This is a genomic window from Kitasatospora sp. NPDC101108 (assembly GCF_055584725.1).
Genome location: NZ_JBVJLM010000022.1, coordinates 85,377 through 112,102 on the forward strand (window position 1 = coordinate 85,377; position 26,726 = coordinate 112,102).

General features: G+C 73.4%; 23 protein-coding genes and 1 tRNA gene. 14 read left to right on the forward strand and 10 right to left on the reverse strand.

Going from position 1 to position 26,726, the window contains the following annotated elements; genetic code table 11:
* Positions 1–28: 28 nt before the first annotated feature.
* Entirely contained in the window at positions 29–613 is a 585-nt protein-coding gene (locus tag ACZ6Z8_RS32550; RefSeq protein WP_465613631.1) for a single-stranded DNA-binding protein, read from the reverse strand.
* Between the two features lie 648 nt (positions 614–1,261).
* Here ACZ6Z8_RS32550 and ACZ6Z8_RS32555 point away from each other — a divergent pair.
* Positions 1,262–1,337 (forward strand) — tRNA-Arg (locus ACZ6Z8_RS32555).
* Positions 1,338–1,616: 279 nt separating this feature from the next.
* Here the strand turns inward: ACZ6Z8_RS32555 and ACZ6Z8_RS32560 are convergent.
* Positions 1,617–2,228, reverse strand: coding sequence for a TetR/AcrR family transcriptional regulator (locus ACZ6Z8_RS32560; protein WP_465613632.1), 612 nt, complete (start codon positions 2,226–2,228; stop codon positions 1,617–1,619).
* Between the two features lie 76 nt (positions 2,229–2,304).
* Here ACZ6Z8_RS32560 and ACZ6Z8_RS32565 point away from each other — a divergent pair, with 76 nt between their 5' ends.
* Positions 2,305–2,856: a GNAT family N-acetyltransferase gene (locus tag ACZ6Z8_RS32565; RefSeq protein ID WP_465613633.1), complete on the forward strand. Its 552-nt coding sequence runs from the start codon at positions 2,305–2,307 to the stop codon at positions 2,854–2,856.
* Positions 2,857–2,948: 92 nt separating this feature from the next.
* Here the strand turns inward: ACZ6Z8_RS32565 and ACZ6Z8_RS32570 are convergent, their stop codons facing one another.
* Positions 2,949–4,430, reverse strand: a complete 1,482-nt coding sequence (locus ACZ6Z8_RS32570) for an MFS transporter (protein WP_465613634.1) — start codon at positions 4,428–4,430, stop codon at positions 2,949–2,951.
* 273 nt (positions 4,431–4,703) lie between these two features.
* Here ACZ6Z8_RS32570 and ACZ6Z8_RS32575 point away from each other — a divergent pair, with 273 nt between their 5' ends.
* The 3 genes from ACZ6Z8_RS32575 (at position 4,704) to ACZ6Z8_RS32585 (ending at position 6,997) form a co-directional block, all read left to right on the forward strand.
* Positions 4,704–5,393 (forward strand): TetR/AcrR family transcriptional regulator, encoded by a 690-nt coding sequence (locus tag ACZ6Z8_RS32575; RefSeq protein WP_465613635.1) that lies wholly within the window; start codon positions 4,704–4,706, stop codon positions 5,391–5,393.
* A 31-nt stretch (positions 5,394–5,424) separates the two neighbouring features.
* Positions 5,425–6,234 (forward strand): enoyl-CoA hydratase/isomerase family protein, encoded by an 810-nt coding sequence (locus tag ACZ6Z8_RS32580; protein WP_465613636.1) that lies wholly within the window; start codon positions 5,425–5,427, stop codon positions 6,232–6,234.
* Between the two features lie 160 nt (positions 6,235–6,394).
* Positions 6,395–6,997 carry a hypothetical protein gene (locus ACZ6Z8_RS32585; protein ID WP_465613637.1) on the forward strand — a complete coding sequence of 201 codons (603 nt, stop codon included), beginning with the start codon at positions 6,395–6,397 and terminating at the stop codon, positions 6,995–6,997.
* Positions 6,998–7,030: 33 nt separating this feature from the next.
* Here ACZ6Z8_RS32585 and ACZ6Z8_RS32590 read toward each other — a convergent pair whose 3' ends face one another.
* Positions 7,031–8,257: an acyl-CoA dehydrogenase family protein gene (locus ACZ6Z8_RS32590; RefSeq protein WP_465613638.1), complete on the reverse strand. Its 1,227-nt coding sequence runs from the start codon at positions 8,255–8,257 to the stop codon at positions 7,031–7,033.
* Positions 8,258–8,396: 139 nt separating this feature from the next.
* Here ACZ6Z8_RS32590 and ACZ6Z8_RS32595 point away from each other — a divergent pair, with 139 nt between their 5' ends.
* Together ACZ6Z8_RS32595 and ACZ6Z8_RS32600 are read left to right on the forward strand one after the other, a co-directional pair.
* Positions 8,397–9,035, forward strand: a complete 639-nt coding sequence (locus ACZ6Z8_RS32595; protein ID WP_465613639.1) for a TetR family transcriptional regulator — start codon at positions 8,397–8,399, stop codon at positions 9,033–9,035.
* 160 nt (positions 9,036–9,195) lie between these two features.
* Positions 9,196–10,662: a cellulase family glycosylhydrolase gene (locus ACZ6Z8_RS32600; protein WP_465613640.1), complete on the forward strand. Its 1,467-nt coding sequence runs from the start codon at positions 9,196–9,198 to the stop codon at positions 10,660–10,662.
* Positions 10,663–10,665: 3 nt separating this feature from the next.
* Here the strand turns inward: ACZ6Z8_RS32600 and ACZ6Z8_RS32605 are convergent, their stop codons facing one another.
* Positions 10,666–12,690 (reverse strand): M3 family metallopeptidase, encoded by a 2,025-nt coding sequence (locus ACZ6Z8_RS32605; protein ID WP_465613641.1) that lies wholly within the window; start codon positions 12,688–12,690, stop codon positions 10,666–10,668.
* Between the two features lie 175 nt (positions 12,691–12,865).
* Here ACZ6Z8_RS32605 and ACZ6Z8_RS32610 point away from each other — a divergent pair, with 175 nt between their 5' ends.
* Positions 12,866–14,593, forward strand: a complete 1,728-nt coding sequence (locus tag ACZ6Z8_RS32610) for a bifunctional 3'-5' exonuclease/DNA polymerase (protein WP_465613642.1) — start codon at positions 12,866–12,868, stop codon at positions 14,591–14,593.
* 2 nt (positions 14,594–14,595) lie between these two features.
* On the opposite strand, the gene dhaM is transcribed toward ACZ6Z8_RS32610, so the two are convergent.
* Positions 14,596–14,991 (reverse strand): dihydroxyacetone kinase phosphoryl donor subunit DhaM, encoded by a 396-nt coding sequence (gene dhaM / locus ACZ6Z8_RS32615; protein WP_465613643.1) that lies wholly within the window; start codon positions 14,989–14,991, stop codon positions 14,596–14,598.
* A 146-nt stretch (positions 14,992–15,137) separates the two neighbouring features.
* On the opposite strand from dhaM, the gene dhaK reads away from it, so the two are divergent.
* The gene (dhaK, locus tag ACZ6Z8_RS32620) at positions 15,138–16,133 is read left to right on the forward strand and encodes a dihydroxyacetone kinase subunit DhaK (RefSeq protein WP_465613644.1); all 996 of its coding nucleotides are present in this window, start codon (positions 15,138–15,140) and stop codon (positions 16,131–16,133) included.
* A 19-nt stretch (positions 16,134–16,152) separates the two neighbouring features.
* The gene (gene dhaL / locus ACZ6Z8_RS32625) at positions 16,153–16,806 is read left to right on the forward strand and encodes a dihydroxyacetone kinase subunit DhaL (RefSeq protein WP_465613645.1); all 654 of its coding nucleotides are present in this window, start codon (positions 16,153–16,155) and stop codon (positions 16,804–16,806) included.
* A 214-nt stretch (positions 16,807–17,020) separates the two neighbouring features.
* On the opposite strand, the gene ACZ6Z8_RS32630 is transcribed toward dhaL, so the two are convergent.
* Positions 17,021–17,236 carry a hypothetical protein gene (locus tag ACZ6Z8_RS32630; protein ID WP_465613646.1) on the reverse strand — a complete coding sequence of 72 codons (216 nt, stop codon included), beginning with the start codon at positions 17,234–17,236 and terminating at the stop codon, positions 17,021–17,023.
* Positions 17,237–17,321: 85 nt separating this feature from the next.
* Here ACZ6Z8_RS32630 and ACZ6Z8_RS32635 point away from each other — a divergent pair, with 85 nt between their 5' ends.
* Both ACZ6Z8_RS32635 and ACZ6Z8_RS32640 read left to right on the forward strand, forming a co-directional pair.
* Complete coding sequence (locus ACZ6Z8_RS32635; RefSeq protein ID WP_465613647.1) at positions 17,322–17,540, forward strand: heavy-metal-associated domain-containing protein; 219 nt, start codon at positions 17,322–17,324, stop codon at positions 17,538–17,540.
* Between the two features lie 66 nt (positions 17,541–17,606).
* Positions 17,607–19,865, forward strand: coding sequence for a heavy metal translocating P-type ATPase (locus tag ACZ6Z8_RS32640; protein ID WP_465613648.1), 2,259 nt, complete (start codon positions 17,607–17,609; stop codon positions 19,863–19,865).
* 86 nt (positions 19,866–19,951) lie between these two features.
* Here the strand turns inward: ACZ6Z8_RS32640 and ACZ6Z8_RS32645 are convergent, their stop codons facing one another.
* From ACZ6Z8_RS32645 to recD2, 3 genes are all read right to left on the reverse strand, one after another.
* Positions 19,952–20,671, reverse strand: coding sequence for an SDR family NAD(P)-dependent oxidoreductase (locus tag ACZ6Z8_RS32645; protein ID WP_465613649.1), 720 nt, complete (start codon positions 20,669–20,671; stop codon positions 19,952–19,954).
* 537 nt (positions 20,672–21,208) lie between these two features.
* Positions 21,209–22,498: a citrate synthase gene (locus ACZ6Z8_RS32650; protein ID WP_465613650.1), complete on the reverse strand. Its 1,290-nt coding sequence runs from the start codon at positions 22,496–22,498 to the stop codon at positions 21,209–21,211.
* Positions 22,499–22,723: 225 nt separating this feature from the next.
* Positions 22,724–24,958, reverse strand: a complete 2,235-nt coding sequence (recD2, locus tag ACZ6Z8_RS32655) for an SF1B family DNA helicase RecD2 (protein WP_465613651.1) — start codon at positions 24,956–24,958, stop codon at positions 22,724–22,726.
* A 265-nt stretch (positions 24,959–25,223) separates the two neighbouring features.
* Here recD2 and ACZ6Z8_RS32660 point away from each other — a divergent pair, with 265 nt between their 5' ends.
* Positions 25,224–26,018: a VOC family protein gene (locus ACZ6Z8_RS32660; RefSeq protein WP_465613652.1), complete on the forward strand. Its 795-nt coding sequence runs from the start codon at positions 25,224–25,226 to the stop codon at positions 26,016–26,018.
* Between the two features lie 100 nt (positions 26,019–26,118).
* Positions 26,119–26,595 (forward strand): GNAT family N-acetyltransferase, encoded by a 477-nt coding sequence (locus ACZ6Z8_RS32665; protein ID WP_465613653.1) that lies wholly within the window; start codon positions 26,119–26,121, stop codon positions 26,593–26,595.
* Positions 26,596–26,726 lie beyond the last annotated feature (131 nt).

Here is a 26,726-nt window from a genome sequence, read left to right on the forward strand (position 1 = left end):
TTTGTCGACAGGGAAGGTCATCGACCGGTCAGCTCGGCGCCGCCCGGTCTTCACCTCCCCGCTGCCGCTCGGACACGGTTTCCTGCTGCCCCGTCACCTCGCACACACCGGCCGGCACCTCGGGCGAACGGGGCGCCGCGGCCGCCGCCGAGGCCCGGCGCGACTCCAGCGCGTTGACGATCCATCCGGGCACCGGCTCGCTCTCTCCCTCCACCCCGGCACCGCCGGCCGCACCCGAGGGCTGCCCCCGCACCCCCGTCGCCCACCGGAACGCCGCCGTGCCGCGGGTGAGATCGTGCCCGACCGACCGGGCGTTGATCTCGACCCGGCTGTGCTTCACCTCCCCTTCCGTCCACTCGTGCATCCGCAGCCGGCCGGTCACCAGCACCGGATCGCCCTTGGACAACGAGCCGATCAGGTTCACCGCGAGCGCCCGCCAGGCCGTCACCCTCAGCCACTGCGCCTCGCCGTCCACCCAACAGGCCCGCTCCCGGTCGTACCGCCGCTCGGTGAAGCCGAGCCGGAAGTTCGCCATCGGCACCCCGCCGGACGTCTCCCCGTAGCTCACCTCGGTCGCGACATTGCCGATCACCGTCACATACGTCTCGCTCACGGCGCACTCTCCGTTCTCGCCGATGCACCGTACGGAATCGAGCGGTGCGAGTTGAGAGTGCGCCCCGGAGGAAATCCCTGCCACCGGGTTCCGAAATCCTGTGGACAACTAGTAGGCCGATCGGCAGGGTGAAAAAGAGCTGTCACTCGCAGGGGTGAATTTCGGCCTTCGTGCACCGCCGGATCGGCCACCGTCTTCGCGCTCATGACAACAAACCGGCAGATCGCGGCCGCCGCAGGAGCGCGGCCGCAGCCCCGCCGGGAGCCGTCCGCGCACGTCATCCGACCGGAGCAAGCCGAATAGGGCCCCCACCCGCACCGGCGGCGGGACATTCTCCGTGTCGAATCCATAACGGGTGAGGAGGCAGCCCCGTAACGACTGCACAACGTCCGGCCCTGAACTGTCCCAGACCGCTGCACGCACGGTCTCCACCTGCGATTATCGGACCGCTCCACCGAACCGACACACCAACGACGGTGTCGTCACACCCGGCTGAGGAACTGGACACCCTTATCCTGTCCCCGACAGGGCGAGGGCCCACCAACCCCCACCCCAACCCCCTCAGGTGCGGGGCCGGACAACGCGCGCCCCCAGCGCTCGTCGCCCGATCCCGGCCACGGTCACGCCCGCCAGGGCGCCGTCCGTCCCGCCCCCATAGCTCAGCGGATAGAGCACCCGCCTTCTAAGCGGTAGGTCGCAGGTTCGAATCCTGCTGGGGGCGCCACCCTGCAATTCCGCAGGCCACGCGCCCGTGAACACTTTCCGTGGTTGTTCCGGATCTCCGGGTAATCCCCCACTCGCTGCGCATAACCCGTGACAATGCGTGGGCGGCCGCCCCGAAAGGCGGCCCTGGCGGAAAAGCCGGAATTCCGGGCGAATCCCCCGCCCCTGAACGGAACAGGCCCGGCCCGACCGGCCGCCGGCGAATCCGGAGAAAGCCTGGCAGGCCGGCACCCGGGAAGGGCGCCCGGCCGGTCCGTGAGCCGCGGCCCCCGGGCAGGCCCTAAGCGACCAGCCCGGCGAGATAGGCGTCGAGCAGTGCGATCTGGCGCTCGGCCGGGAACTCCGCCGGGGCGAACAGCGACTGCACCACCAGCCCGAGCACGAAGGCCTGGGCCCCCGCCGCGAGCCCGGCGGGGTCGGCCCCGGGCGGGAGCTCGCCGAGCCGCTGGGCGTCCGCCACGTGCGCCGTGAGCGCCACCCGCGAGCGGGCGTAGCGCTCCGCGTGCGCGGCCGCCAGCTCCGGGTCCGCCAGAGCGACGTCCCAGGAGCTGACCCAGATCCGGTTGCCGGCCTCGGTCGCCTCGTCCAGCGGCAGGACGTCGAGCAGCGCGGCCCGCAGCCGGGCCAGCCCGGCGGGCGGCGGCGGGGTGCCGTCGACGGGCGCCAGTCGCCGGGGCCGGGCGGCGGAGCGCCGGTCGAGCTCCTCCAGGGCGTGGCTCAGCAGCGCCCGCTTGTTCGGGAAGTAGTGGGTCAACAGCCCGGTGGAGGCGCCCAGTTCGGCCGCCACCGCGCGCAGCGTGAGCCCCTCGAAGCCCCGGGTGGAGAGCACTCGCCACACCCCCTCGGAGACTTCCGAGCGGCGGGCGTCATGGTCTCCGCGGGGTGGCGTCATGGGGGCTATCGTACATACCAAACGTTTGTTATGAATGATCCCGACAGCCCGCCGCACCACCGTGAAAGGCCCGCCCGTGTTTTCCGTCGCCCTCGCCGAGAACGCCGAACTGCGCCCCCTCGAACCCTGGCAGGCCCCCGAGTTCCTGGCCCACATCGACCGCGCCCGGGCCCACACCGACCCGTGGATCCCGTGGGCCACCTTCTCCACCGACCTGGACTCGGCCCGCGCCACCCTGCAGCGCTACGCCGACCGCCAGGCCACCGACTCCGGCCGGATCTTCGGCATCTGGCTGGACGGCACCCTGGTCGGCGGCGTGATGTTCGTGCACTTCGACACCAGGACCGGCAACTGCGAGATCGGCGCCTGGACCGAGCCGGCCGGCGAGGGCAGCGGGCTGGTCACCGCCGCCGTCCGGCTGCTGCTCGACCACGCCTTCACCACCCGCGGCATGCACCGCGCCGAGTGGTGGTGTTCGGCCGCCAACGCCCGCAGTCGGGCCGTGGCCGAGCGGGTCGGCATGCGGCGGGACGGCGTGCTGCGCGAGTGGTTCCTGCACAACGGCGTCCGCCACGACAAGGAGATCTGGGCGATCCTCGCCTCGGAGTGGACCACCGCCCGCGGCTGACCGGCCGTACTCCGGCACACGACGAGCGGGGCCCGGTGGACTCCCCCGCAGTCCACCGGGCCCCGCCCGCTCCCCGTTTCGCCGGGCCCCGCTCAGGCCGCCGGCACCGGCTCCTCCGCCGGGGCCCCGGCCCCGGCCGTCTCCACCGAGCGCAGCCGCAGCGCCAGCAGCAGCACCAGGACCATCACCCCGCCCGCCGACAGGAAGACCACGTCCACGGCGTCGGTGAAGCCCCGCACCACCTGCTCCCGCGCCGGGCCGGTCACCGTCCGTACCGCGCCGAGCGTCCACCCGGGCCGGCCGGCCTCGAACACCCGGGACAGCACGGTCCCGAACACCGCCGCCCCCAGGGCGTTGCCCAGCGTCTGGAAGAACCGGATCCCGGTGGTGGCGACGCCGAGCTGGTGCCTCGGGGCGGTGTCCTGCACCAGGGTGATCAGCTGTCCGATCAGCTGGCCGAACCCGGCGCCGAGCAGGGCGAGTTCACCGCCCACCGCCCACAGCGGGGTGTCCGGTCCGCTCAGCCCGAGCAGCCCCAGGGCGACCACCGAGCAGCCCGCGCCGGCCGCCAGGAAGGTGCGCGCCCGGTGCCCGCGGGCGAGCAGCCGGGTGGCCAGCAGTCCGGCCCCGGTCATCCCGGCCGCCATCGGCATCAGGTAGAGGCTGGCGGTCGTCGGGGCGATCCCCCGGGCGACCTGCAGGTAGATCATCACGTAGACGATCGCGCCCATCATGCCCATCCCGACCAGGCCCTGGACGGCGAAGCCGATCCGCACCACCGGGATCCGGAACAGCGAGAGCGGCAGCACCGGCTCGGCGGCGGTGGCCTGGCGCCACAGGAAGAGGCCGAGCGCGGCCAGGGTGGCGGCGGACGTGCCGAGGATCACCGGGGAGGTCCAGCCGTAGTCCTTGCCGCCCCACTCGGTGACCAGCAGCAGCCCGGTGGCGAAGGCGGCGGCCAGGGTGGCGCCGAGGAAGTCCAGGCCGCGCCGCTCGGCGGCCTCCGGCAGCTTGAGCGCCAGGGCGAAGCCGGCCAGCACGAGCAGCCCGAGCGGCAGGTTGACGTAGAAGATCCAGCGCCAGCCGAGGTGGTCGGTGAACAGCGCCCCGACCAGCGGGCCGATCGCCATGCCGAGGCCCGCGACGATCCCGCCCATCGCGCCGCCCTTGCCGCTGCTGCGCTCCTGCGGGTCCTGGAGCTGGGCCATCACCACCATGGTCACGCTCATCAGCCCGCCGCCGCCGATGCCCTGGACGGCCCGGAAGGCGATCAGCTCGCCCATCGTCTGCGCGGCGCCGCACAGCGCCGAGCCGAGCAGGAAGCTGCCGACCGCGCCGAGCAGGACCCGCTTGGCGCCGTACACGTCGCACAGCTTGCCGTAGAGCGGGAGCAGCGCGGTGGCGGCCAGGGAGAAGGCGCTGACCAGCCAGGGCAGCCGGTCGACGCCGTGCACCGGGTCGAGGTCGCGGACGATCGGCACGGTGGCGGCCGAGACGATGTTGGAGTCGAGCACGGCCAGCACGATCGTCAGCAGGCAGAGCAGCATGCCGAGCTTTCGCTGGGCGGCCGTCATCAGGGCGGATCCACCCTGACCGGCCGTCGGTGCAGCGGCCGTCGGTGCAGCGGGTGCCGGTGCAGCGGCCGTCTGGGCAGTGGGCGCCTGGGCAGCGGGTGTCTGGGCAGCGGATGCCATCGGGAAGTCCCCCCGGATTCAGTGGAGTTGGCCCGGGCCGGTGCGGTCCGGCGGGCTCGGCACCCACCATGGCAGCATTCTTGGACTCGGTCAATTCTTCAGCCTGACCAATCTTTCTGCCTGGTCAACCTTTGATCCTGGTACGGTCCCCCCATGGCGACCCACCACGGCTTGGACCTCGGCCCCGACCGCGACCTCGACGCGCTCCCGCTGCGCGAGCGCAAGAAGATCCAGACCGGGATCCGGATCTTCCGCGCGGCCATCGGCCTGTTCGCCGAACGGGGCTTCGACCAGGTCTCGGTGGCCGAGATCGCGGCCGCCGCCGACGTGTCCAAGATGACCGTCTTCAACTACTTCCCGACCAAGGAAGACCTGGTCATGGGCCCGATGGAGCAGCACCTCGACGAACCGGCCCGGGCGGTGCGCGACCGCGCGCCGGGCACTTCCGCGGTCGCGGCACTGCGCGAGAACTTCCTGGCCGCGCTGGAGCGCAAGGACCCGGCCACCGGCCTGAACGACGATCAGGTCGTGCTGGACGTGATCCGGCTGGTCCACGCCACCCCGGCGCTGACCGTGCGGGCCACCGCCGGCTTCGGCCGGCAGGCCCAGGCCCTGCTGGCCGAGGAACTGTGCGCCCAGGACCCGGCCCACGACGAGCTGACCGCCCGCATCGCCGCCGCCCAGCTGCTGGCCGTCCGGCTGGCCCTGGTCGGCGGCAACCACCGCCGGATGCTGGCCGGCGAGCGCGCGGACGCCGCCCTGCCCGCCGCGCTGGAAGAGGCCCGCCGCGCCTTCGCCTCGGTCGAGCACGGCCTCGGGGACTACTGCGCCGACCCGGCCTGAGAGAGTGGGCTCACCACGACCGGAGGTGCGCATGGACCAGCCGCTGCTCACGCGGGACCGCTCAGCCCTGCCCGCCCAGGCCGAGGGCCTGAACGCCTACGTCGGCGAGGACGGCGTCGCGGTCCTGGAGTTCGCCCGCCCGCACCGCCGCAACGCGGTGACCCTGGCGATCTGGCAGGCGCTGCCCAAGGTCCTCGACCAGCTGGCCGAGCAGGAGGGCGTGCGCGCCCTGCTGCTGACCGGCGCCGGGAACACCTTCAACGCGGGCGCGGACATCACCGAACTCGCCGAGGTGTACGGCGATCCGCAGCGCGCGGACGCCTACCACGCGGTCAACGTGGCCGCCGAGGAGGCGCTCGCGGCCTTCCCCCACCCGACCCTCGCCGTGGTGCACGGCGCCTGCGTGGGCGGCGGCTGCCAGCTGGCCGTCGCCTGCGACCTGCGCTTCGTCGCGGAGGACGCCCGGCTGGGGATCACCCCGGCCAAGCTCGGCGTGGTCTACCCGGCGGTGCCGACCCTGCGCCTGGCCCGGCTGGTCGGCCCGGCCCGGGCCAAGTACCTGCTGTTCTCCGGCGAGTTGGTGCGCGGCCGGGACGCGCTGCCGCTGGGCCTCGCGGAACGGGTCCTGCCGGACGCCGAACTGGACGCCGCCGCACTGGAGTTCGCCCGGCTGCTGACCAGCCGCTCGACCCAGACGATCGGCGCGGTCAAGGCCGCGCTGGCCGTCCCGGCGGAGCGGGCCGCCGAGGCGCTGGCGCCCTGGGAGCGGCGCTCCCGGGAGGCCTCGGACGTGCACGAGGGGCTGGCCGCCTTCCTGGACGGCCGCCCGCCGCGGTTCTGACCGGCGAACGCCGGGCGCGAGGGGCGGCGGCACCGGCGGCTCACGTACGATCATCCGACCGGCGCACCGGCCGTCTGCCCCCCTGCCGCCTGCCGCCTGCCGCCTGCCCGTCACCTTCCCAGCCGCCGACCGTCCGTCCCGACCCGGAGCACCCACCCCGATGACCACCGAGGCCACGACCGCCCCCACCAGCCGGACGATCTGGGCCCGCCGGGTCACCGACGGCGTCGAGCCGAAGAACGTGATCATCGCGGTCTGCCTGCTGATCGGCGGCCTGCGCTACGGCTGGCCCGGCCTCGGCTGGGCCGCCTTCGCGGCACTGTTCGCGGCCGTCATCCCGACCCTGTTCATCCAGCGCGGCATCCGCAAGGGCACCCTGGAGGACCGCCACGTCGGCCACCGCCGGCGCCGGCTGACCGTCATCCCGTTCATCATGGGCTCGGTCGCGGTCAGCTTCGCGGTGATGATCTGGGCCCACGCCCCGCGCGACCTCACCGCGATGGTGGCGGCGATGTTCGCCTCGCTGGTCCCGATCCTGGTGATCACCGTCTGGTGGAAGGTCTCCGTGCACACCGCCGTCGCCGGCGGCGCGGTGGCCTGCCTGGGCATCGCGCTCGGCCCGCTGTGGCTGCTGCTCTACCCGCTGGTCGCGGTGATCGGCTGGTCCCGGGTGGTCCTGCGGGACCACACCACCGCGCAGACGATCGTCGGCGCGGCGGTGGGCGCCCTCACCGCCGGACTCACCTTCTGGGCCGCCCGCTAGCCGCTGGGGCCGGGCTCCCGCGAGCGGTCCCGGCTACCGGATCGGCATCCCCGAGATCGCCCGGGCGATGACCAGCCGCTGGATCTCGCTGGTCCCCTCGAAGATCGAGTAGATCGCGCTGTCCCGGTGCATCCGCTCCACCGGGTACTCCCGGGTGAAGCCGTTGCCGCCGAGGATCTGCATCGCCTGCGCGGTGACGAACTTGGCCGTCTCGCCCGCGTACAGCTTGGACATCGAGCCCTCGGCCGAGGTGAACGGCTGGTTGTTGACCGCCATCCAGGACGCCCGCCACACCAGCAGCCGGGCCGCGTCGATCCGGGTCTTCATGTCGGCGAGCTGGAAGGCCACGCCCTGGTTGTCGATGATCGGGCGGCCGAACTGCTCACGGGTCTTCGCGTAGTCCAGCGCCACCTCGTACGCGGCCCGGGCGATGCCGATCGCCTGCGCCCCGACGGCCGGGCGGGAGGCCTCGAAGGTGGCCATCGCCGCGTTGCCCTTGCCACCCGCGCGCTTGACGCCCTCCCGGGCCCGGGCCAGCCGCTCGTCCAGCTTCTCCTTGCCGCCGAGCAGGCAGCTGCCAGGCACCCGGACGCCGTCGAGCACCACCTCGGCGGTGTGCGAGGCGCGGATGCCGTGCTTCTTGAACTTCTGGCCCTGGCTCAGCCCCGGGGTGCCCGGCGGGACCACGAAGGAGGCGTGCCCGCGGGCGCCCAGCTCCGGGTCGACGGTGGCGACGACCACGTGCACGGCGGCGATCCCGCCGTTGGTGGCCCAGGTCTTGGTGCCGTTCAGCACCCACTCGTCCTTGGCCTCGTCGTACACGGCCCGGGTGCGCAGCGCGCCGACGTCGGAGCCGGCGTCCGGCTCGGAGGAGCAGAAGGCGGCCACCTTGACGTCGTCCGGGGTGCCGAACATCTGCGGGGTCCAGGTGCCGATCTGCTCGTCGGTGCCGTTGGCGAGCACGGCGACGGCGGCCAGCGTGGTGCCGACGATGGACAGCCCGATGCCCGCGTCGCCCCAGAAGAGCTCCTCCATGGCGATCGGGATGCCGACGCCGGAGGGGTCGAAGTACTGCTGGGCGTAGAAGTCCAGCGAGTAGATGCCCAGCTTGGCGGCCTCCTGGATGATCGGCCAGGGGGTCTCCTCGCGCTCGTCCCACTCGGCCGCGGCGGGACGGATCACGTCGGCGGCGAAGCCGTGCAGCCAGTCGCGTACGGCGAGCTGGTCCGCGCCCGGGTCCAGCGAGAACGTGCTGCTCATGGTGCTGCCTCCGCAGAAGGTGAACGACGCAGGGATGACGACCCACCGGGGTGTTACCCGGGGTAACATCGTCGGAGTCTGCTACTGATTGGTAACCGATGTCAACGCCCAGGCCGCCCAGAATCCCGAGGAGCAGCGCATGTCCCGAGAGCCCCGCCGCGAGCAGCTGCTCAACGCCGCCGACCGGGTCATCCAGCGCGAGGGGCCGAGCGCCAGCATGAACGCCATCGCCGCCGAGGCCGGCATCACCAAGCCGATCCTCTACCGGCACTTCGGCGACCGGAACGGCCTGATCCGGGCCCTGACCGACCGCCACACCAGCGGCCTGCTGGCCGCCGTCCGCGCCGCCCTGGCCGAACCGCTGGAGCGCCGCGACCGGGTCGAACACGTCCTGGACACCTACCTCGCCGGGATCGAGGCCCGCCCCCAGGTCTACCGGCTGCTCACCCACCCCGAGCCCGGCGACCCGAGCGGCGCCGGCAACGCCCTCGCCCCCGCCCTGCGGCAGATCGCCGAGGAGATCACCCGCGCCGTGCAGAACCAGGTCGACCTCGGCGCCGACCGCGACCTGCTCGCCGAGGCCTGGGGCCGGGGCATCACCGGCATGGTGCTGGCCGCCGGCGACTGGTGGCTGGAGACCAGGCCCTGCTCGCGCACCCGCATGGTGCAGGCGCTGGCCGACCTGCTCTGGGGGCGCCTGGCCGCCGCCGCGGACCTGCCCACCGCAGCCCTGCCCGCGACCGCCCCGGCCGAGCCGCCGAGCCCGGAAGCGGGCTGACCTCCCCGGGGCGCCCACGCACCCGGCCCCGATCCCCTCCGGGCCCAAGTCCCCGCCACCGCACGGCCCTTGGGCGCGGGATCCCTGGCGCACGGCCCTTGTGCCGCCCCCGGCGGCCGGGGCATCATCGGGGCCCCACCCCCGCCGTGCGAGGTCCCCGATGCGCCTGCGCCGCACCGCCGTTGCCCTGTTGCTCGCCGTCACAGCCGCCCTGACCGCCGCCCCCGGTTCGGCCTCCGCCGCGGCCCGCGGCGGCGGGCACCCGGACCGCTTCCCCACCGGGACGGCCACCGGCCCGGACGGCCGCACCGCCCTCACCGACGCCCAGGGCCGCCGGCTCCGACTGCGCGGCTTCAACCTCGACAAGTACGCCGAAGCCACCCCGGCCGACCTCGACGCGGTCGCCGCCCAGGGCTTCACCCTGGTCCGACTGCCGGTCTCCTGGACCAGGCTGGAACCCCGGCGCGGCCGGCTCGACCCCGCCGAACTGCACCGGATCCGACAACTCCTGGACCGCGCCGACCGACTGGGCCTGCTCGTGCTGGTCGACTTCCACCAGGACGTCTACGGACCGGAGTTCGGCGGCGGCACCAACGGCATCCCGGTCTGGGCCACCCGCGACGACGGACTGCCCTTCACCCCCGACCCGGACGACTGGTTCGCCGGCTACTTCCAGCCCGCCGTCCAGGCCGCCTTCCGCCACCTCTACGACGACCCCGACCTGCGCGCCTGGCAGGCCGACTTCTACACCCGGCTCGCCCGTGAACTACGCGGCCACCGCTCCCTGTTGGGCTACGACCTGTTCAACGAGCCGTTCGGCCCGGTGGACGGCGACCCAAGCGATCCGGCCGTGCTCGCCGCCGCCTCCGCCACCCTGGAACAGGGCCGGCTCGCCGACATGTACCGCCGCCTGATCGCCGCCGTACGCCGATCCGACTCCCGCGCCTGGCTGTTCGTCGAACCGACGGTCCTGGTCGGCCAGGGCGTACCGACCCGGCTTCCCGGCTTCACCGACCCCCGCCCCGGGGCGCCCCGGCTCGGCTACGCCCCGCACTTCTACGACACCGCGGTGGAGAACGGCGCCGACTGGAACCCCGCGGACGGCTTCCTCCAGCGGTACACCGCCGCGATCACCGGCTACCCCACCGCCCACCGGCTGCCCGTCCTGGTCGGCGAGTGGGGCCCGCCGAACTCCCGCACCCCGGGCAACACCCGGCTGGTCCGCGGCCAGGTCGCCGCGATGGACGGCTTCGCCGAGGGCTGGACCATGTGGTACTGGTGCCGGGGCACCGGCGGCTACTGCGCGCTCGACCCCGCCGGGCACCCCGCCCCCGGCGACGAGCCCGCCTTCGGCCCGTACCCGGTGGCCGTCGCCGGCACCGACGTCCGCGCCGACGACGACAGCGCGGGCACCACCGTGCGCTGGAACGCCGACGGCAGCGGACGCGCCGCCGAACTCGTCCTGCCGCCCGCCGGGTTCCCGCACGGCGTCCGGGTCGCCGTCTCCCCCGCCGGCGCCCGGGTCGAGGTCGAGCAGCCCGCGGACGGCCGCGCGGGAACCGTGACGGTCCGGCTCCCGCACACCCGCCCCGGCACCCCGGTGACGGTCACCCTCGCACCGCGCTGACGGTCAGACCAGGCCGCGGCGCTCCAGCAGCGGCGCGGTGTCCGGGGCCCGCCCGACCACCGCGCGGAAGGACTCCAGCGGGTCCCGGCTGAACCCGCGCGCCAGCAGCTCGCGCCGGAACAGCTCGCCGCTGCCCCGCACCGGGCGCCCGTTGGTCTCGAACCACCGCACGGTGTCCGCGTCCAGCACCTCCGACCAGATGTACGCGTAGTACCCGGCGCTGTAGCCGCTGGAGAAGATGTGCTGGAAGTACGGCGTGCGGTAGCGCGGCGGGATCGCCGGCACGACGATCCCGGCCTCCGCCAGCGCCCGCGCCTCGAACTCCTCGGCGTCCTCGACCCGGTGGCCCTCCGGCAGGGTGTGCCAGGCCCAGTCCAGCAGCGTCGCCGCCAGGTACTCCACCGTCCGGAAGCCCTGCCCGAAGCCCTCGGCCGCGGTCATCCGCTCGACCAGCTCGGCCGGCAGCGGCTCCCCGGTCTCGTGGTGGCGGGCGTAGTTGGCCAGCACCTCCGGCCGGACCATCCACATCTCGTTGACCTGCGAGGGGAACTCCACGAAGTCCCGCGGCACCGCGGTGCCCGCGAACAGCGGGTACCGCACGTCCGAGAACAGCCCGTGCAGCGCGTGCCCGAACTCGTGGAACATGGTGCGCACCTCGTCCCAGCTCAGCAGCGCCGGTTCGCCCGGCGCCGGGCGCGGGACGTTGAGGTTGTTCAGCACCACCGGCCGCCGACCGGTCAGCCCGGCCTGGCCCACCAGCTCGTCCATCCAGGCGCCGCCGCGCTTGGACGCCCGGGCGTGGAAGTCGCCGATGAACAGGCCCAGCGGGGTGCCGTCCTCCTCGAACACCTCGAAGACCCGGGCGTCCGGATGGTGGGCCGTCAGGTCCGGCCGCTCGGTGAAGCTCAGCCCGTAGGCGAGCCCCGCGGCGAAGAACACGCCGTCCTTCAGCACCCGCTCCAGCTCGAAGTACGGCCGCAGCGCCGCCGCGTCCACCTGGTACGAGGCCTGCCGGACCTTCTCCGAGTAGTACGCCCAGTCGTGCGCGGCGATCTCCGCGATGCCGTCCGCGGCCGCCACCCTGGCCAGCTCGCCGGCCTCCCGGCGGGCGTTCGCCACGGCCGGCTCCACCAGCCGGGCCAGCAACCCGGACACCGCCTCGACGGAGCCGGCCGTCTCGTCCGCCACCACGTACGCGGCGTGGCTCGGGTAGCCCAGCAGCCCGGCCCGCTCGGCGCGCAGCGCGGCCAGCCGGATCGCCAGCGGGCCGTTCTCCTCGGTGCCCCGGGCGAGCGAGGCGGACAGCAGCCGCTCGCGCACCGAGCGGTCGGCGAGCTGGGCCAGTTCGGGCTGGGTGGAGGTGCTCTTCAGGCTCAGCACGTAGCGGCCCTCGTGGCCGAGCACCCGGGCGTTCTCCGCCGCGGCGGCGATCGCGCCCTCGGACAGCCCGGCTAGCTCCTCGGCCGAGTCCACGACGAGCGCGGCGGCGCGGGTGGCGGCGTTCACGTTCTGCTGGAACGTGGTGGCCAGCGCGGCCAGTTCGGCGTTCAGCTCGCGCAGCCGGGCCTGCTCGGCCGCACCCAGCCGGGCGCCGGAGCGGACGAACGCGGTGTACCAGCGCTCCAGCAGCCGCAGCGACTCCGGGTCCAGCCCCAGCGAGGCCCGGTCCGCGTGCAGCGCCTCGATCCGGGCGAACAGCTTCTGGTCCAGGTGGATGGCGTCGTGGTGGGCCGCGAGCAGCGGGCTGACCTTCGCCTCCACCTCGTCCAGCAGTTCGGTGGTGTCGGAGGAGGACTGGTTGCGGAACACCGCGTCCACCCGGCGCAGCAGCTCGCCGGAGCGCTCCAGGGCCACCAGGGTGTTCTCGAAGGTCGGCGCGGCCCCGTCGTCGGTGATCGCCGCGATCTCGGCCAGCTGCTCGGCCATGCCGCGCTCGTAGGCGGGCAGGTAGTGCTCCTCCCGGATCTCGGCATAGGGAGGCAGTTCGTAGACCAGCGGGCTGGCTGCGAAGAACGGGTTCTCGGTCATTTCGCCGACCCTACGCGGTGTCCTCCCGCGTGCCCATAGACCCCTGGTCGTCGTTGTCGGACCCACCCGTTAACGTCGACGGCGCAGACCTGCGGGCCGCACACCCGCGCCCCGCCCGCACACCCGATCGCCGAACCGTCCGCGACGGACCCGCACCGGAGAGGAGACGCCCGCCGTGGCCCCCAGAACCGCCCTCGTGCCCGATCCGCACGGCCCCGGCGGCCGCCTCCAGCCGCTCGACGACGCCGGCGGCCCGCTCGGCCCGCCGGAGACCGTCCGCGACCTCGCCGCGGCCGTCGCCGCCCGGGAGGCGACCGGCGGCGGCCGACCAGCGGGGCCGCGCTGGGTCTGGGCCGCCGCCGACTCCGGGTACGCCCCGCTGCTGCCCCGGCTGCCCGACCGGCTCGCCCGCTGCCACGACCTGCGGCTGGTCGAGGCCCTGCTGCTGGGCCACGAGGGCCGCTTCGGCGCGCCGCGCTCGCTCGGCGCCGCCTGGTCCCGGCTGCGCGGCCTGCCCGTCCCGGACGACCTGCCCGAACCGGGCCTGGCCGACGCGGACGACGGCCAGGACACCCTGTTCGCCCCCGACCGGCTCCAACTGCCGCCCGGTGCCGACCCGTTGGAAGCCGTCGTCGCCGTACACGCCGAACAGCAGCGGCGGATCGCCGCCATCGGCGACCCGGCCGTCCGGCAGCGCTTCCGGCTGCTGGTCGCCGCCGAGTCGGCCGGCGCCCTGGTGGCCGCCGAGATGGCCCACGACGGCCTGCCCTGGCGCTCCGACGTCCACGACCGGCTGCTCACCGACCTGCTCGGTCCCCGCCCCACCGTGCCCGGCACCCAGCCCCGGGTGCTCGCCGACCTCGCCGTCGAACTCCACCGGGCCCTCGGCGCCAAACCGTTCAACCCCGACTCGCACACCCAGGTGCTGCGCGCCTTCGCCGAGGCCGGCATCCAGCTCGGCTCGACCCGCTCCTGGGAGCTCAAGAACATCGACCACCCGGCCGCCCGGCTGCTGGTCCGCTACAAGGAGCTCTCCCGGATCCACGTCGCCCACGGCTGGGCCTGGCAGGACGCCTGGGCCCGCGGCGGCCGCTTCCGGCCCGAGTACGTGGTCGGCGGCGTGGTCTCCGGCCGCTGGGCCAGCCGCGGCGGCGGCGCCCTGCAGATCCCGCGCATCCTGCGCCGGGCCGTGGTCGCCGACCCGGGCTGGCTGCTGGTGGTCGCCGACGCCGCCCAGCTGGAGCCGCGGGTGCTGGCCGCGCTCTCCGGGGACACCGGGCTGGCCCGGACCGCCGCCGGCGGCGACCTGTACGAGGCGCTCGCCGCCCAGGCCTTCCAGGGCGACCGCGACAAGGCCAAGCTCGGCCTGCTCGGCGCCATGTACGGACAGACCAGCGGAGACATCGGCCCGCTGCTGAACACCCTGCGCCGCCGCTACCCCGCCGCGATGGGCTACGTCGAAGCCGCCGCCCGCACCGGCGAGGACGGCGGAGTGGTCACCTCCCGGCTCGGCCGGGTCTGCCCGCCCGCCTCCGCCGCCTTCCTCGACCTCACCGAGGCCGACACCTCCGGCGAGACCGGCGGCCGCACCGCCCGCGCCCGCGGCCGGTTCACCCGCAACTTCGTCATCCAGGCCAGCGCCGCCGACTGGGCGCTCGCCCTGCTGGCGGCGCTGCGCCGACGGCTGGGCGAGCTCCCGGTGGCCGTCCCGGCGGACCGCCCCCACCTGGTGTTCTTCCAGCACGACGAGGTGATCGTGCACACCCCCGCCAACCTGGCCGAGGAGGTGGCCGCGCTCGTCACCGAGGCCGCCGACGAGGCCCGGCGGCTGGTCTTCGGCGACACCCCGGTGCGCTTCCCGCTCAGCACGGCCGTGGTGGACTGCTACGCGGACGCCAAGTAGCCCTACCGGAGCTTGCGGAAGGTCCACGCGTCCTCGGCCGCCGCGACCACCTCGGCCAGCGCCGCCCCGGTCGAGGCGGTGACGGCGGCGGCCACCGCGCCCTCCACGAACGGCGCGTCCGCCAGCTTCACGCCCGGCCTCGGCTCGTCCTCCAGCACGGTCACGGCGGTGAGCACCGAGCTGCCGAGGTCCGGCAGCACGACCACGCCCGCCCCGCCGTCCGCCTCCGCGACCGCCCCGGCGATCAGCTCGTAACTGGTGCCGAGCCCGCCGTCCTCCGTCCCGGCCGCGACCACGACCCGCACGCCGTCCGAGGCGAGTTCGCCGAGCAGTTCGCGCAGCCCGGCGGCCAGCGCCGCGCTGTGCGAGACCAGAACAATGCCCACGTGTTCGCTCATGCTCGCGACCCTACGGCCCCGTCCCACTGCTCCGGGAGGGTGAGCGGAACCGCGCGTGTCGCACCCCGTGCCCGGGCCCCCCGTCTGGCGTAGCGTCGGCTCCGGGCCGTTGTGTCCGCACCGAGGTCGTCCAAGGGAGCGAAGCGTTGAAGAAGCTGATCAACACCCCGGAGAGCGTCCTGGAGGACGCCCTGGCCGGGGTCGCCGCCGCCCACCCCGAGCTGACGGTGGACATCCCCAACCGGGTGATCACCCGGGCCGTCCGGCCGGCCGGCCCCAAGGTCGCGCTGATCTCCGGCGGCGGATCCGGGCACGAGCCGCTGCACGGCGGCTTCGTCGGCCCCGGCATGTTGGACGCCGCCTGCCCCGGCGAGGTGTTCACCTCCCCCGTCCCGGACCAGATGCTGGCCGCCGCCAAGGCGGTCGAGAACGGCGCCGGGGTGGTCTTCGTCGTGAAGAACTACACCGGCGACGTGATGAACTTCGAGCTCGCCGCCGAACTGGCCGCCGAGGAGGGCCTGGAGGTCCGCACCGTCCTGGTCAACGACGACGTCGCGGTCGAGGACTCCACCTGGACGGCCGGCCGCCGGGGCACCGGCGCGACCGTCCTGGTCGAGAAGACGGCCGGCGCGCTGGCCGAACGCGGGGCCGGCCTGGACGAGGTGGCCGCCCTGGGCGAGCGGGTCAACGCCGCCTCCCGCTCCTTCGCCGTCGCGCTCACCGCGGCCACCGTCCCGGCCGCCGGCAAGCCCGGCTTCGACCTGCCCGAGGACGAGATCGAGGTCGGCGTCGGCATCCACGGCGAGCCCGGCCGCCGCCGCGAGAAGCTCCGCCCGGCCCGTGAGCTGGCCGCCCAGGTGGTCGACACCGTCCTCACCGACCACCACCTGACCCCGGGCGACGAGGTGATCGCCCTGCTCAACGGCCTCGGCGCGACCCCGCTGCTGGAGCTGTACGTGGTCTACGGCGAGGTCGCCGCCCGGCTCGCCGAGCGCGGCATCACGGTGGCCCGCAGCCTGGTCGGCAACTACGTCACCAGCCTCGACATGGCGGGCTTCTCCCTCACCCTCACCAAGGCCGACGCCCAGCTGCTGGAACTCTGGGACGCCCCGGTCGACACCCCCGCCCTCAAGCGGGCCTGAGGCCCTCGAAGGAGACCCGATGGACTTCGACACCCCGCTGTTCGACTCCGCCCTGGCCGAGGCCTGGATCCGCGCGATCGCCGCGGCCGTCGAGGAGGAGCAGGCCCGGCTCACCGAGCTGGACTCCGCGATCGGCGACGGCGACCACGGCAGTAACCTCCGGCGCGGCTTCGACGCCGCCCTGACCGCCCTGGACGGTCTCCGTCCGGCCGGCCCCGGAGCCGTCCTCACCAGGACCGGCACCACCCTCATCTCCAAGGTCGGCGGCGCCTCCGGCCCGCTCTACGGCAAGGCCTTCCGCGCCGCCGGCGCCGCCCTGCCCGAACCGGCCGGCCCGGCCGACCTGGCCGAGGCCCTGGCCGCCGGGCTGGACGCGGTCCGCCTCCTCGGCAAGGCCGAGCCCGGCGACAAGACCATCGTGGACGCCTGGACCCCGGCCGTCGCCGCCCTCCGCGCCGCGGCCGCCGCCGGCGCGCCCCTGCCCGGAGCCACCGCGGCGGCCGCCGAAGCCGCCGAGCAGGGCGCGCGCGACACCGTCCCCCTCCGGGCCCGCAAGGGCCGCGCCTCCTACCTCGGCGAACGCAGCGCCGGCCACCAGGACCCCGGCGCCACCTCCACCGCCCTCCTCTTCCGCGCCCTGGCCGACGTCACGGGCCGCCCGGACGGGCGCTAGGACGGGCCCGGGAACGACCTCCCGGCGCGGTTCCCCGGCGGACCCGGGGAACCGCGCCGGCGGCTGTCGCACTCGGAGGTCGACGATCGCACCGTAAGGGAAGCGAGCCTCGTTGATGTTGTCGACCTGGGCGTGGTGGCCGACACGACGTCCGCCCGAAGTCCGCGACTCAGAGGAGCCCCTGCCCGGTGTCCGGCATCCCCCACCCCGCACGTCACCGCACCCCCGCCCGGGCGGCCGCCCGGCCCCACCACTGGGCGAAGTTCTTCCCCCCGTACACCGTCCACGACACGACCGGGCTGCTCGTGGTCTCCTTGGGTGGACTGCTCTGGCCGCGGCTGCTGGTCCGCCGGGAGCCGACCGCGCCGATCCCGGCGCAGTCCCCCTCCTCCCCGGTCCGAGCGGCCCCGTCGCCTACGATGCGATCCACTTCACCCGCCCCTCCGGAATACCCGGTAGGGGTATGGTGTTGGGAGAGAGCAAGAGAGTTCCGCACCGACCTCCCGGAGGCCCCGATGTCCAGCACCATCACCTACACCGTGTCCGGCATGAGCTGCGGCCACTGCGAGAAGGCGATCAGCGAGGAGCTCTCCACGCTGGCCGGTGTCACCGACGTCGCCGCCGACGCCCAGGCGGGTACCGTGACGGTCTCCTCCGCCGCCCCGCTGGAGGAGGAGCAGGTCCGCGCCGCGATCGACGAGGCCGGCTACGAGCTGGTCGGCCGCGCCGCCTGAGCCACCCCGCTACGGCGGGGCCGGTGCCACCGCCCCCGCCGTACGCACCACCGAGGAGCCACCCGCATGACCACCTCCGCCCCCGGCCTCGACGCACGGGACCGGGTCGAGCTGTCGATCGGCGGAATGACCTGCGCCTCCTGCGCGGCCCGGATCGAGAAGAAGCTCAACCGGATGGACGGCGTCCAGGCCACCGTCAACTTCGCCACCGAGAAGGCCCGGGTCGACTACGCCCCCGGCGTCACCGTCGACGAACTGATCGCCACGGTCGAGCGCACCGGCTACACCGCCGAACTGCCGCCACCCCCGGCCCCCGTGGCCGAGCCGACCACCGCCGAGCCCGAGCGGCCCGACGACCCGCTGCGCGAGCGCCTGCTGGTCAGCGCCGTGCTCAGCGTCCCGGTGGTCCTGCTCTCGATGGTCCCTGCCCTGCAGTTCACCGACTGGCAGTGGCTCGCCTTCGCCCTGACCGGCCCGGTCGTGTTCCACGGCGGCCTGCCCTTCCACCGCGCCGCCTGGAGCAACCTCAAGCACGGCGCCGCGACCATGGACACCCTGGTCTCGCTCGGCACCCTGGCCGCCTTCGGCTGGTCCTGCTGGGCCCTGTTCCTCGGCCACGCCGGCATGCCGGGCATGCGGCACGCCTTCTCGTTCCCGGTCGGCGGCACCGACGCCTCCGACACCCTCTACCTGGAGACCGCCGCCGGCGTCACCGTACTGATCCTGCTCGGCCGCTACCTGGAGGCCCGCTCCAAGCGCCGGGCCGGCGCCGCCCTGCACGCCCTGCTCGACCTCGGCGCCAAGGACGTCGCCGTCCTCCAGGGCGGCCGGGAGGTCCGCCTCCCGGTGGACCGGCTCACCGTCGGCATGCGCTTCGTGGTGCGCCCGGGAGAGAAGGTCGCCACCGACGGCACGGTGGTCGAGGGCAGTTCCGCGGTGGACGCCTCGATGCTCACCGGCGAGTCCGTCCCGGTCGAGGTCACCGTCGGCGACACCGTCACCGGTGCCACCGTCAACGCGGGCGGCCGCCTGGTCGTCGAGGCGACCCGGGTCGGCGCGGACACCCGGCTGGCGCGGATGGCCAGGCTGGTCGAGGCGGCCCAGAACGGCAAGGCCCCCGCCCAGCGACTCGCCGACCGGGTCTCCGCCGTCTTCGTCCCGGTGGTCATCCTGATCGCCCTCGCGACCCTGGTCGGACGGCTGCTGGCCACCGGCAGCACCACCGGCTCGTTCACCGCTGCGGTGGCCGTACTGATCATCGCCTGCCCGTGCGCCCTGGGCCTGGCCACCCCGACCGCGCTCATGGTCGGCACCGGTCGCGGCGCCCAGCTCGGCATCCTGATCAAGGGGCCGGAGGTGCTGGAGACCACCCGCCGGGTGGACACCGTCCTGCTGGACAAGACCGGCACCGTCACCACCGGCCGGATGGCGCTGGTCGCCGTGCACACCGCCGAGGGCGTCACCGAGGCCGAGGTCCTGCGCCTGGCCGGGGCCGTGGAACACGCCTCCGAGCACCCGGTCGCCCGGGCGATCGCCGAGGCCGCCGCCGACCGCCTCGGCGGGCTGCCGCCGGTCGACGGCTTCCGCAGCCTCCCCGGCCGGGGCGTGGAGGGCGTCGTGGACGGCCGGACGGTCACCGCCGGGCGCATGGCCCCGCCGACCGAGGCCGCCCGGCCCCTGCCGCCCGCCCTGGCCCGCGCCAGGGCCGCCGCCGAGTCCGCCGGCCGCACCGCGGTCGCGGTCGGCTGGGACGGCGAGGCCCGGGCCGTGCTGGAGGTCGCCGACGCGGTCAAGCCGACCAGCGCCGAGGCCGTCGCCCGGCTGCGCGCCCTGGGCCTGCGCCCGGTGCTGCTGACCGGCGACCACCCGGCGGTGGCCGGAGCGGTCGCGGCCCAGGTCGGCATCGACCCCCGGGACGTCATCGCCGGGGTGCTGCCCGAGGACAAGGTCGAGACCGTCAAGCGGCTGCAGGCCGAGGGCAGGGTCGTGGCGATGGTCGGGGACGGCGTCAACGACGCGGCCGCGCTCGCCCAGGCCGATCTGGGCCTGGCCATGGGCACCGGCACCGACGCCGCGATCGAGGCCGGCGACCTCACCCTGGTCCGCGGCGACCTGCGGGCCGCGGCCGACGCCATCCGGCTCTCCCGCCGCACCCTCGGCACCATCCGGGGCAACCTCTGCTGGGCCTTCGGCTACAACGTGGCGGCGATCCCGCTGGCCGCCGCCGGACTGCTCAACCCGATGATCGCGGGGGCCGCGATGGCCTTCTCCTCGGTCTTCGTGGTCAGCAACAGCCTCCGGTTGCGCCGCTTCGAGCCGGCCTGAGCCCTTACGGCCCCGGCGCCGACGGCAGCTGGGGCCCGGCAGCACGAGGGGCCCGGACCGCACCCGGTCCGGGCCCCTCGCCACGCTCAACGCCCCAGCAGCTCCCCGCCGTTGCAGTGCAGGATCTCGCCTGTGATGAACCCGGCCTCGGGCGAGGCCAGGAACTGCACCGCCGCCGCGACCTCGCCGGTCTCGCCGATCCGGCCGAGCAGGGTGCGCGCCGCCCGGCGGCCGACCTCTGCCTCGTCCAGCCGCGGCCCGAAGAACTCGGTGCCGGCCACCGTGCCCGGAGCGACGATGTTGGCGGTGATGCCCGAGGTGCCCAACTGCGCGGCCAGGAAGTGGTTCCAGGCGTGCAGCGAGGCCTTCGCCGCGCCGTAGGAGCCGGCCCCGCGCAGGGCGGCGATGGAGCTGATGGTGACGACCCGGCCGGAGCCCGGGGTGAGCCGGTCCCGGATCGACTCGGTGAGCAGCACCACGGTCAGCACGTTGCGCTCGAAGTCGCCGCGCCAGCGGGCCAGCAGGGCGTGGGTGCCGCCGCCGACCACGGTCTCCCGGCTGCCGGCGTTGTTCACCAGCACGTCGATCCGCTCGGGCAGTTCGGCCAGCACGGCCTCCACCGCGTCCGGGTCGGCGAGGTCGCACACCAGCGGGGTGGCGTTCGGCCCGAGATCGGCCGCGGCCTTCTCCAGGACCGCACGACGGCGGCCGACGATCACCACCTGGTCGCCTGCTTCGGCGAACCGCCGCGCGATCTCGTACCCGATTCCCGTGCCACCGCCGGTGACGACGACGTTCCTGGTCATCTGCGCACTCCCTCCCCAGCTCCGCCGTCGCGCGACGAAGGGGCGCGACGGTCCGTACCGGAATGCCACGATTCCTATCACGCTCGGTTGCCGTGACTGCGGGGAGGGTGACGTCGCGCGCGAGGAAAGGTGTGGTATGGGCGTGGAACCGGGCGCCTACGGAGCGTGGCGAGAGGCAGCTCACACCCCCCGGGCGTAACTTCTCGCAGCCTGATACGTCTTAGGTTGGTAGTGCGGCAGTTTTTCCGATGGGCGGACGCGACGAACGGCAACGCGTCCCGCGCTTCCAGCGGCTGTCGCCGACGGGGCTCCGGCGGGCCCCGGGACGGTCGTCGTGCTTTCGACGGCCTTCGTGCACGGCGCCGGGGTGTGGCGGGCCAGGGACGCTTTGAGCGGCCGTCCCCGGTTGCAGCCGGCCCCGGAGTCGTGCGCCGTACGGTTCCGCCCCCGCGCGGGCCCTCCCGGGCCCGGGGCGCGAGGACGCGAAGGGGCCCGGCCGCTCAGCGAGCGGCCGGGCCCCTTTCGGTGCCGCGTCGGTCAGCGCTGGTCGAGCTCGACGTAGTCGCGGATCGCGGTGCCCGTGTAGATCTGGCGCGGGCGGCCGATCCGGCTGGTCGGGTCGTTGATCATCTCGTGCCAGTGGGCGATCCAGCCCGGCAGCCGGCCGAGGGCGAACAGCACGGTGAACATGCTGGTCGGGAAGCCCATGGCGCGGTAGATCAGGCCGGTGTAGAAGTCCACGTTCGGGTACAGCTTGCGCGAGATGAAGAAGTCGTCCTTGAGGGCGTGCTCCTCCAGCTTGAGCGCGATCTCCAGCAGCTCGTCGCTCTTGCCGAGCTGGCCGAGGACCTCGTGCGCCAGCAGCTTGACCTGCGCGGCGCGCGGGTCGAAGGCCTTGTAGACGCGGTGGCCGAAGCCCATCAGCTTGACGCCGGCTTCCTTGTTCTTCACCTTCGTGATGAACGCGTCGACGTCGCCGCCGTCCTTCTGGATGCTCTCCAGCATCTCCAGAACGGCCTGGTTGGCGCCACCGTGCAGCGGGCCCCACAGGGCCGAGATGCCCGCCGAGATCGAGGCGAACAGGTTGGCGTGGCTGGAGCCCACCAGGCGCACGGTGGAGGTCGAGCAGTTCTGCTCGTGGTCCGCGTGCAGGATGAGCAGCTTGTCCAGCGCGTTGACCACGACCGGGTTGAGCTCGTAGTTCTCGGCGGGGACCGCGAAGGTCATCCGCAGGAAGTTCTCGACGTAGCTCAGGTCGTTGCGCGGGTAGACGAAGGGCTGGCCCATCGCCTTCTTGTACGCGTACGCGGCGATCGTCGGCAGCTTGGCCAGCAGGCGGACGGTCGACAGGTGGCGCTGGGCCGCGTCGAACGGGTTGTGGCTCTCCGGGTAGAACGTGGAGAGCGCACCGACCACCGAGGACAGCATGGCCATCGGGTGGGCGTCCCGCGGGAAGCCCTGGAAGAAGCGCTTGACGTCCTCGTGCAGCAGCGTGTGCTGGGTGATCTCGCGGTTGAACTCCGCCAGCTGGACCGCGTTGGGCAGCTCGCCGTTGATCAGGAGGTACGCGGTCTCGATGAAGCCGCCCTGTGCTGCGAGCTGCTCGATCGGGTAGCCGCGGTACCGCAGGATGCCGTTGTCACCGTCCACGAAGGTGATCGCGGACTTGTACGCGGCGGTGTTACCGAAGCCGTTGTCCAGGGTGACCAGGCCGGTCTGCGGGAGCAGCTTCGAGATGTCGAAGCCGGAGTTGCCCGCAGTGCTCCCGACGACGGGGTATTCGTACTCGCCGTCCTGGTACCGCAGTACTACCGAGTTGTCGCTCACGTCTTCCTCACCGACGAAATGAATCCTCTTCCAAGGTGCCCTGACTGTCTCTACCATCCCCCATCCGGAGGACAGTCGCGCACCCGGGGTGGCCCGGAAGGGCCCGCCCCTACAAAACCTGCCGCCGCAGCCGGTACGAACCGGACAAGATCGGCACCACCCTAGGCTCTGCCGTAAATCTCTTCACGTCAAGAGAACATTAGAGGCAACCATCCTGTTGGATAATCATCCAGAAGCAAGTCGATGATCGAGCGCGGCGTGCCGCCGACCTGCACTGACGGCCCTCACGGCCTGCGCGATCGCCTTCCGTGACCCGACCAGCACGACGAGTTTCCTCGCCCTGGTCACAGCGGTGTAAAGCAGATTTCGCTGGAGCATCGTCCAAGCGGACATCGTGACCGGAATCACCACGACCGGGTACTCACTGCCCTGCGAGCGGTGGATCGTCACCGCGTACGCGTGCGACAGCTCGTCCAGTTCGTCGAAGTCGTACGACACCTCCTCGTCCTCGTCGGTGAGCACCGTCAGCCGCTGGTCGTCCACGCTGAGGGCGGTCACCACTCCCACTGTGCCGTTGAAGACGCCGTTCCGCCCCTTGTCGTAGTTGTTGCGGATCTGGGTGACCTTGTCCCCCACCCGGAACGTCCGCCCGCCCGACCGCCGCTCCGCCAGCCCCTCCCGGGCCGGCGTCACCGCCCCCTGCAGCAGCGTGTTCAGGTTCCCCGCCCCGGCCGGTCCCCGGTGCATCGGCGCCAGCACCTGCACGTCCCGGCGCGGGTCGAAGCCGAACTTCTGCGGGATCCGGCGCGCGACCACATCCACCGTCAGACCGGCCGCCCGCTCCGTGTCCTCCTCGGCGAACAGGAAGAAGTCCGCCAGACCCTCCGTCAACGGCGGCTTCCCCTCGTTGATCCGGTGCGCGTTGACCACCACTCCGGACTGCTGCGCCTGCCGGAAGATCCTGGTCAGCCGCACCGACGGGATCGGCCCGCCCTCCGCCAGCAGGTCCCGCAGCACCTCCCCGGCACCCACCGACGGCAACTGGTCCACGTCCCCCACGAACAGCAGGTGGGCTCCCGGCGGCACCGCCTTGACCAGCTTGTTCGCCAGGATCAGGTCCAGCATCGACGCCTCGTCCACCACCACCAGGTCCGCGTCCAGCGGCCGGTCCCGGTCGTACGCGGCGTCCCCGCCCGGCTTCAGCTCCAGCAGCCGGTGCACCGTCGAGGCCTCCGCCCCGGTCAGCTCCGCCAGCCGCTTCGCCGCCCGGCCGGTCGGTGCCGCGAGCACCACCTTCGCCTTCTTGGCCAGCGCCATCATCACGATCGACTTCACCGTGAACGACTTGCCGCAGCCCGGACCACCCGTCAGCACCGCCACCTTGCGGGTCAGCGCCAGCCGCACCGACTGCTGCTGCTCCGGCGCCAGCTCCGTCCCGGTCCGCTTCGCCAGCCACTCCAGCGCCACCGGCCAGTCCACGTCGGCGGACCACGGCAACCGGTCGGAGTCCGAACGCAGCAGCCGCAACAGCTGGTTGGCCAGCGAGATCTCCGCCCGGTGGAACGGCACCAGGTAGACCGCGGTGATCGGCTCGCCCGCCTCCCCCGGCACCGTCTCGCGCACCACGCCCTCGGCCGCGACCAGCTCCGCCAGACAGTCGATCACCAGCCCCACGTCCACCTGCAGCAGCTTCACGCCGTCCGCGATCAGCCGCTCCTCCGGCAGGTAGCAGTGCCCCTGGTCGCTGCTCTGCGACAGCGCGTACTGCAGACCCGCCTTCACCCGCTCCGGGCTGTCGTGCGGGATGCCCACCGCCTGGGCGATCCGGTCAGCCGTCAGGAAGCCGATGCCCCAGACGTCCGACGCCAGCTTGTACGGCTCGTTCTTCACCACCCCGATCGAGGCGTCGCCGTACTGCTTGTAGATCCGCACCGCCAGCGAGGTCGACACCCCGACCCCCTGGAGGAAGACCATCACCTCCTTGATGGCCTTCTGCTCCTCCCAGGCCGCGGCGATCTTCTTGGTGCGCTTGGGCCCGAGCCCAGGCACCTCGATCAGCCGGCCCGGCTCGTTCTCGATCACCTCCAGGGTGTCCACCCCGAAGCGCTCCACGATCCGCTCGGCGAACCGCGGCCCGATCCCCTTGATCAGCCCCGAGCCCAGGTACCGCTGGATGCCCTGCACCGTGGCCGGCAGCACCGTCGTGTAGTTCTCCACCGTGAACTGCCGCCCGTACTGCGGGTGGGAGCCCCACCGCCCGTGCAGCCGCAGCGACTCGCCGACCTGCGCCCCCAGCAGCGCGCCGACCACCGTCAGCAGGTCGTTCCCGCCCCGCCCCGTGTCCACCCGGGCCACCGTGTAGCCGGTCTCCTCGTTGGCATAGGTGATCCGTTCCAGCACGCCCTCGACCTGCGCGAGCTGGCGCGGAACCTGCTGCCCCGACTGCGCCTGCTTGGCCACCGGAGCCCCCTTCGACCGGTACGGGTGGACCTTCCGTAACGCACCGTACCGCCCCGCACGGACAGACCCGCAGGTCCGCCGGGTCCCGTGCACCCCCACACACCCCCGTACATCCCCTCGCACCCTGGCGCATCCTCGCGCACCCTCCGTGCACCGATGGCGAACCCGCCGTGCAGCGTCCCCACCGGGGTGCCAGGCTGGAAGGACCCGGGGGGCCGTCCGACCGCGCCCGCACGGGACCCGTCCGAGGAGCAGTACCGCCGCCATGCTCAACACCGACTTCCGCCCCGGTTCCCCGATCTGGCTGGACCTGAGCAGCCCCGACACCCGGGCCTCCGTCGACTTCTACACCGCCCTGTTCGGCTGGACCTTCGACTCGGCCGGCCCCGAGGCCGGCGGCTACGGCTTCTTCCAGCTCGACGCCCGCACGGTCGCCGCACTCGGCCCGCTCGCCGACGAGACCGCACTGCCCGGCTGGACGCTGTACTTCGCCACGGACGACGCCGACCGCACCACCGCCCTCGTCCGGCAGGAGGGCGGGAACGTGAGGTTCGCCCCCTTCGACGTCTTCACCGCGGGCCGGATGGCCGGATTCACCGATCCCACCGGCGCGGACTTCGCCGTCTGGCAGCCGCACGACACCCGCGGCCTGGACCTCGTCAACGAGGAGGTCAGCCTCTGCTGGGCCGAGTGCTACAGCGTCGACGCCGAACGGGCCAAGACCTTCTACCACGCCGTCTTCGGCTGGCAGGAACAGGACGTCCCGTTCGACGATGCGCTCTACACCGTGCTCACCCCGGCCGGTGGCGGCGCCGACGACGCCCACGGCGGCATCGTGCAACTCGGGCCCGAGCACACCGCGCGGGGCACCGGCTCGCACTGGCTCCCCTACTTCGAGGTCCCCAACGTGGACGCCAGTCTCGCCATCGCCGAGCAGCTCGGCGCCACGGTCCGGAACCCGGCGAAGGACGTGCACGGTGTCGGCCGTCTCGCCCAGCTGGTCGACCCGCACGGCGCCGTCTTCGCCGTCATCACCAGTGCGGCGGCGCCCGGGGTGTGACCTGGCATCGGCCCAGAGGGGCCGTAGAGGGCCGCACAGGGGCCCTAGGAGCGTAGACAAGGGCGGTCCGGCCCCGAGAGGCGCCCCTTATCCTCCGATCATGACCGAAACGGCTGTTCTGACGATCCGACGGGCCACCGAGGCCGACCTGCCGGCGGTCGTCGCCATGCTCGCCGACGACCCGCTCGGCGCCACCCGCGAGACCCCCGACGACCTCACCCCGTACCGCACCGCCTTCGCCCGCATCGACGGAGACCCGCACCAGCACCTGGTCGTCGCCGAACGCGCCGGCCGCACCATCGGCACCCTGCAACTCACCGTCGTCCCCGGCCTCTCCCGCCAGGGCTCCACCCGCGCGATCATCGAGGCCGTCCGCGTCCACGCCGACGAGCGGGGCAGCGGGCTCGGCACCGAACTGATCCGGTGGGCCGTCGAGCGCGCCCGCGAACTCGGTGCCGACCTCGTCCAGCTCACCTCCGACGCGACGCGCACGGACGCGCACCGCTTCTACGAGCGGCTGGGCTTCGTGCCCTCGCACCTCGGCTTCAAAATGAACCTCTCGAAGGCTTCAAAATGAATCTCTCGAACTGAAGTCAAAGGGCCCGGAAACGCAAAGAACCCCCATCCGGAATCCGGATGGGGGTTCTTCTGAATGATTGTTCGGCGGCGTCCTACTCTCCCACAGGGTCCCCCCTGCAGTACCATCGG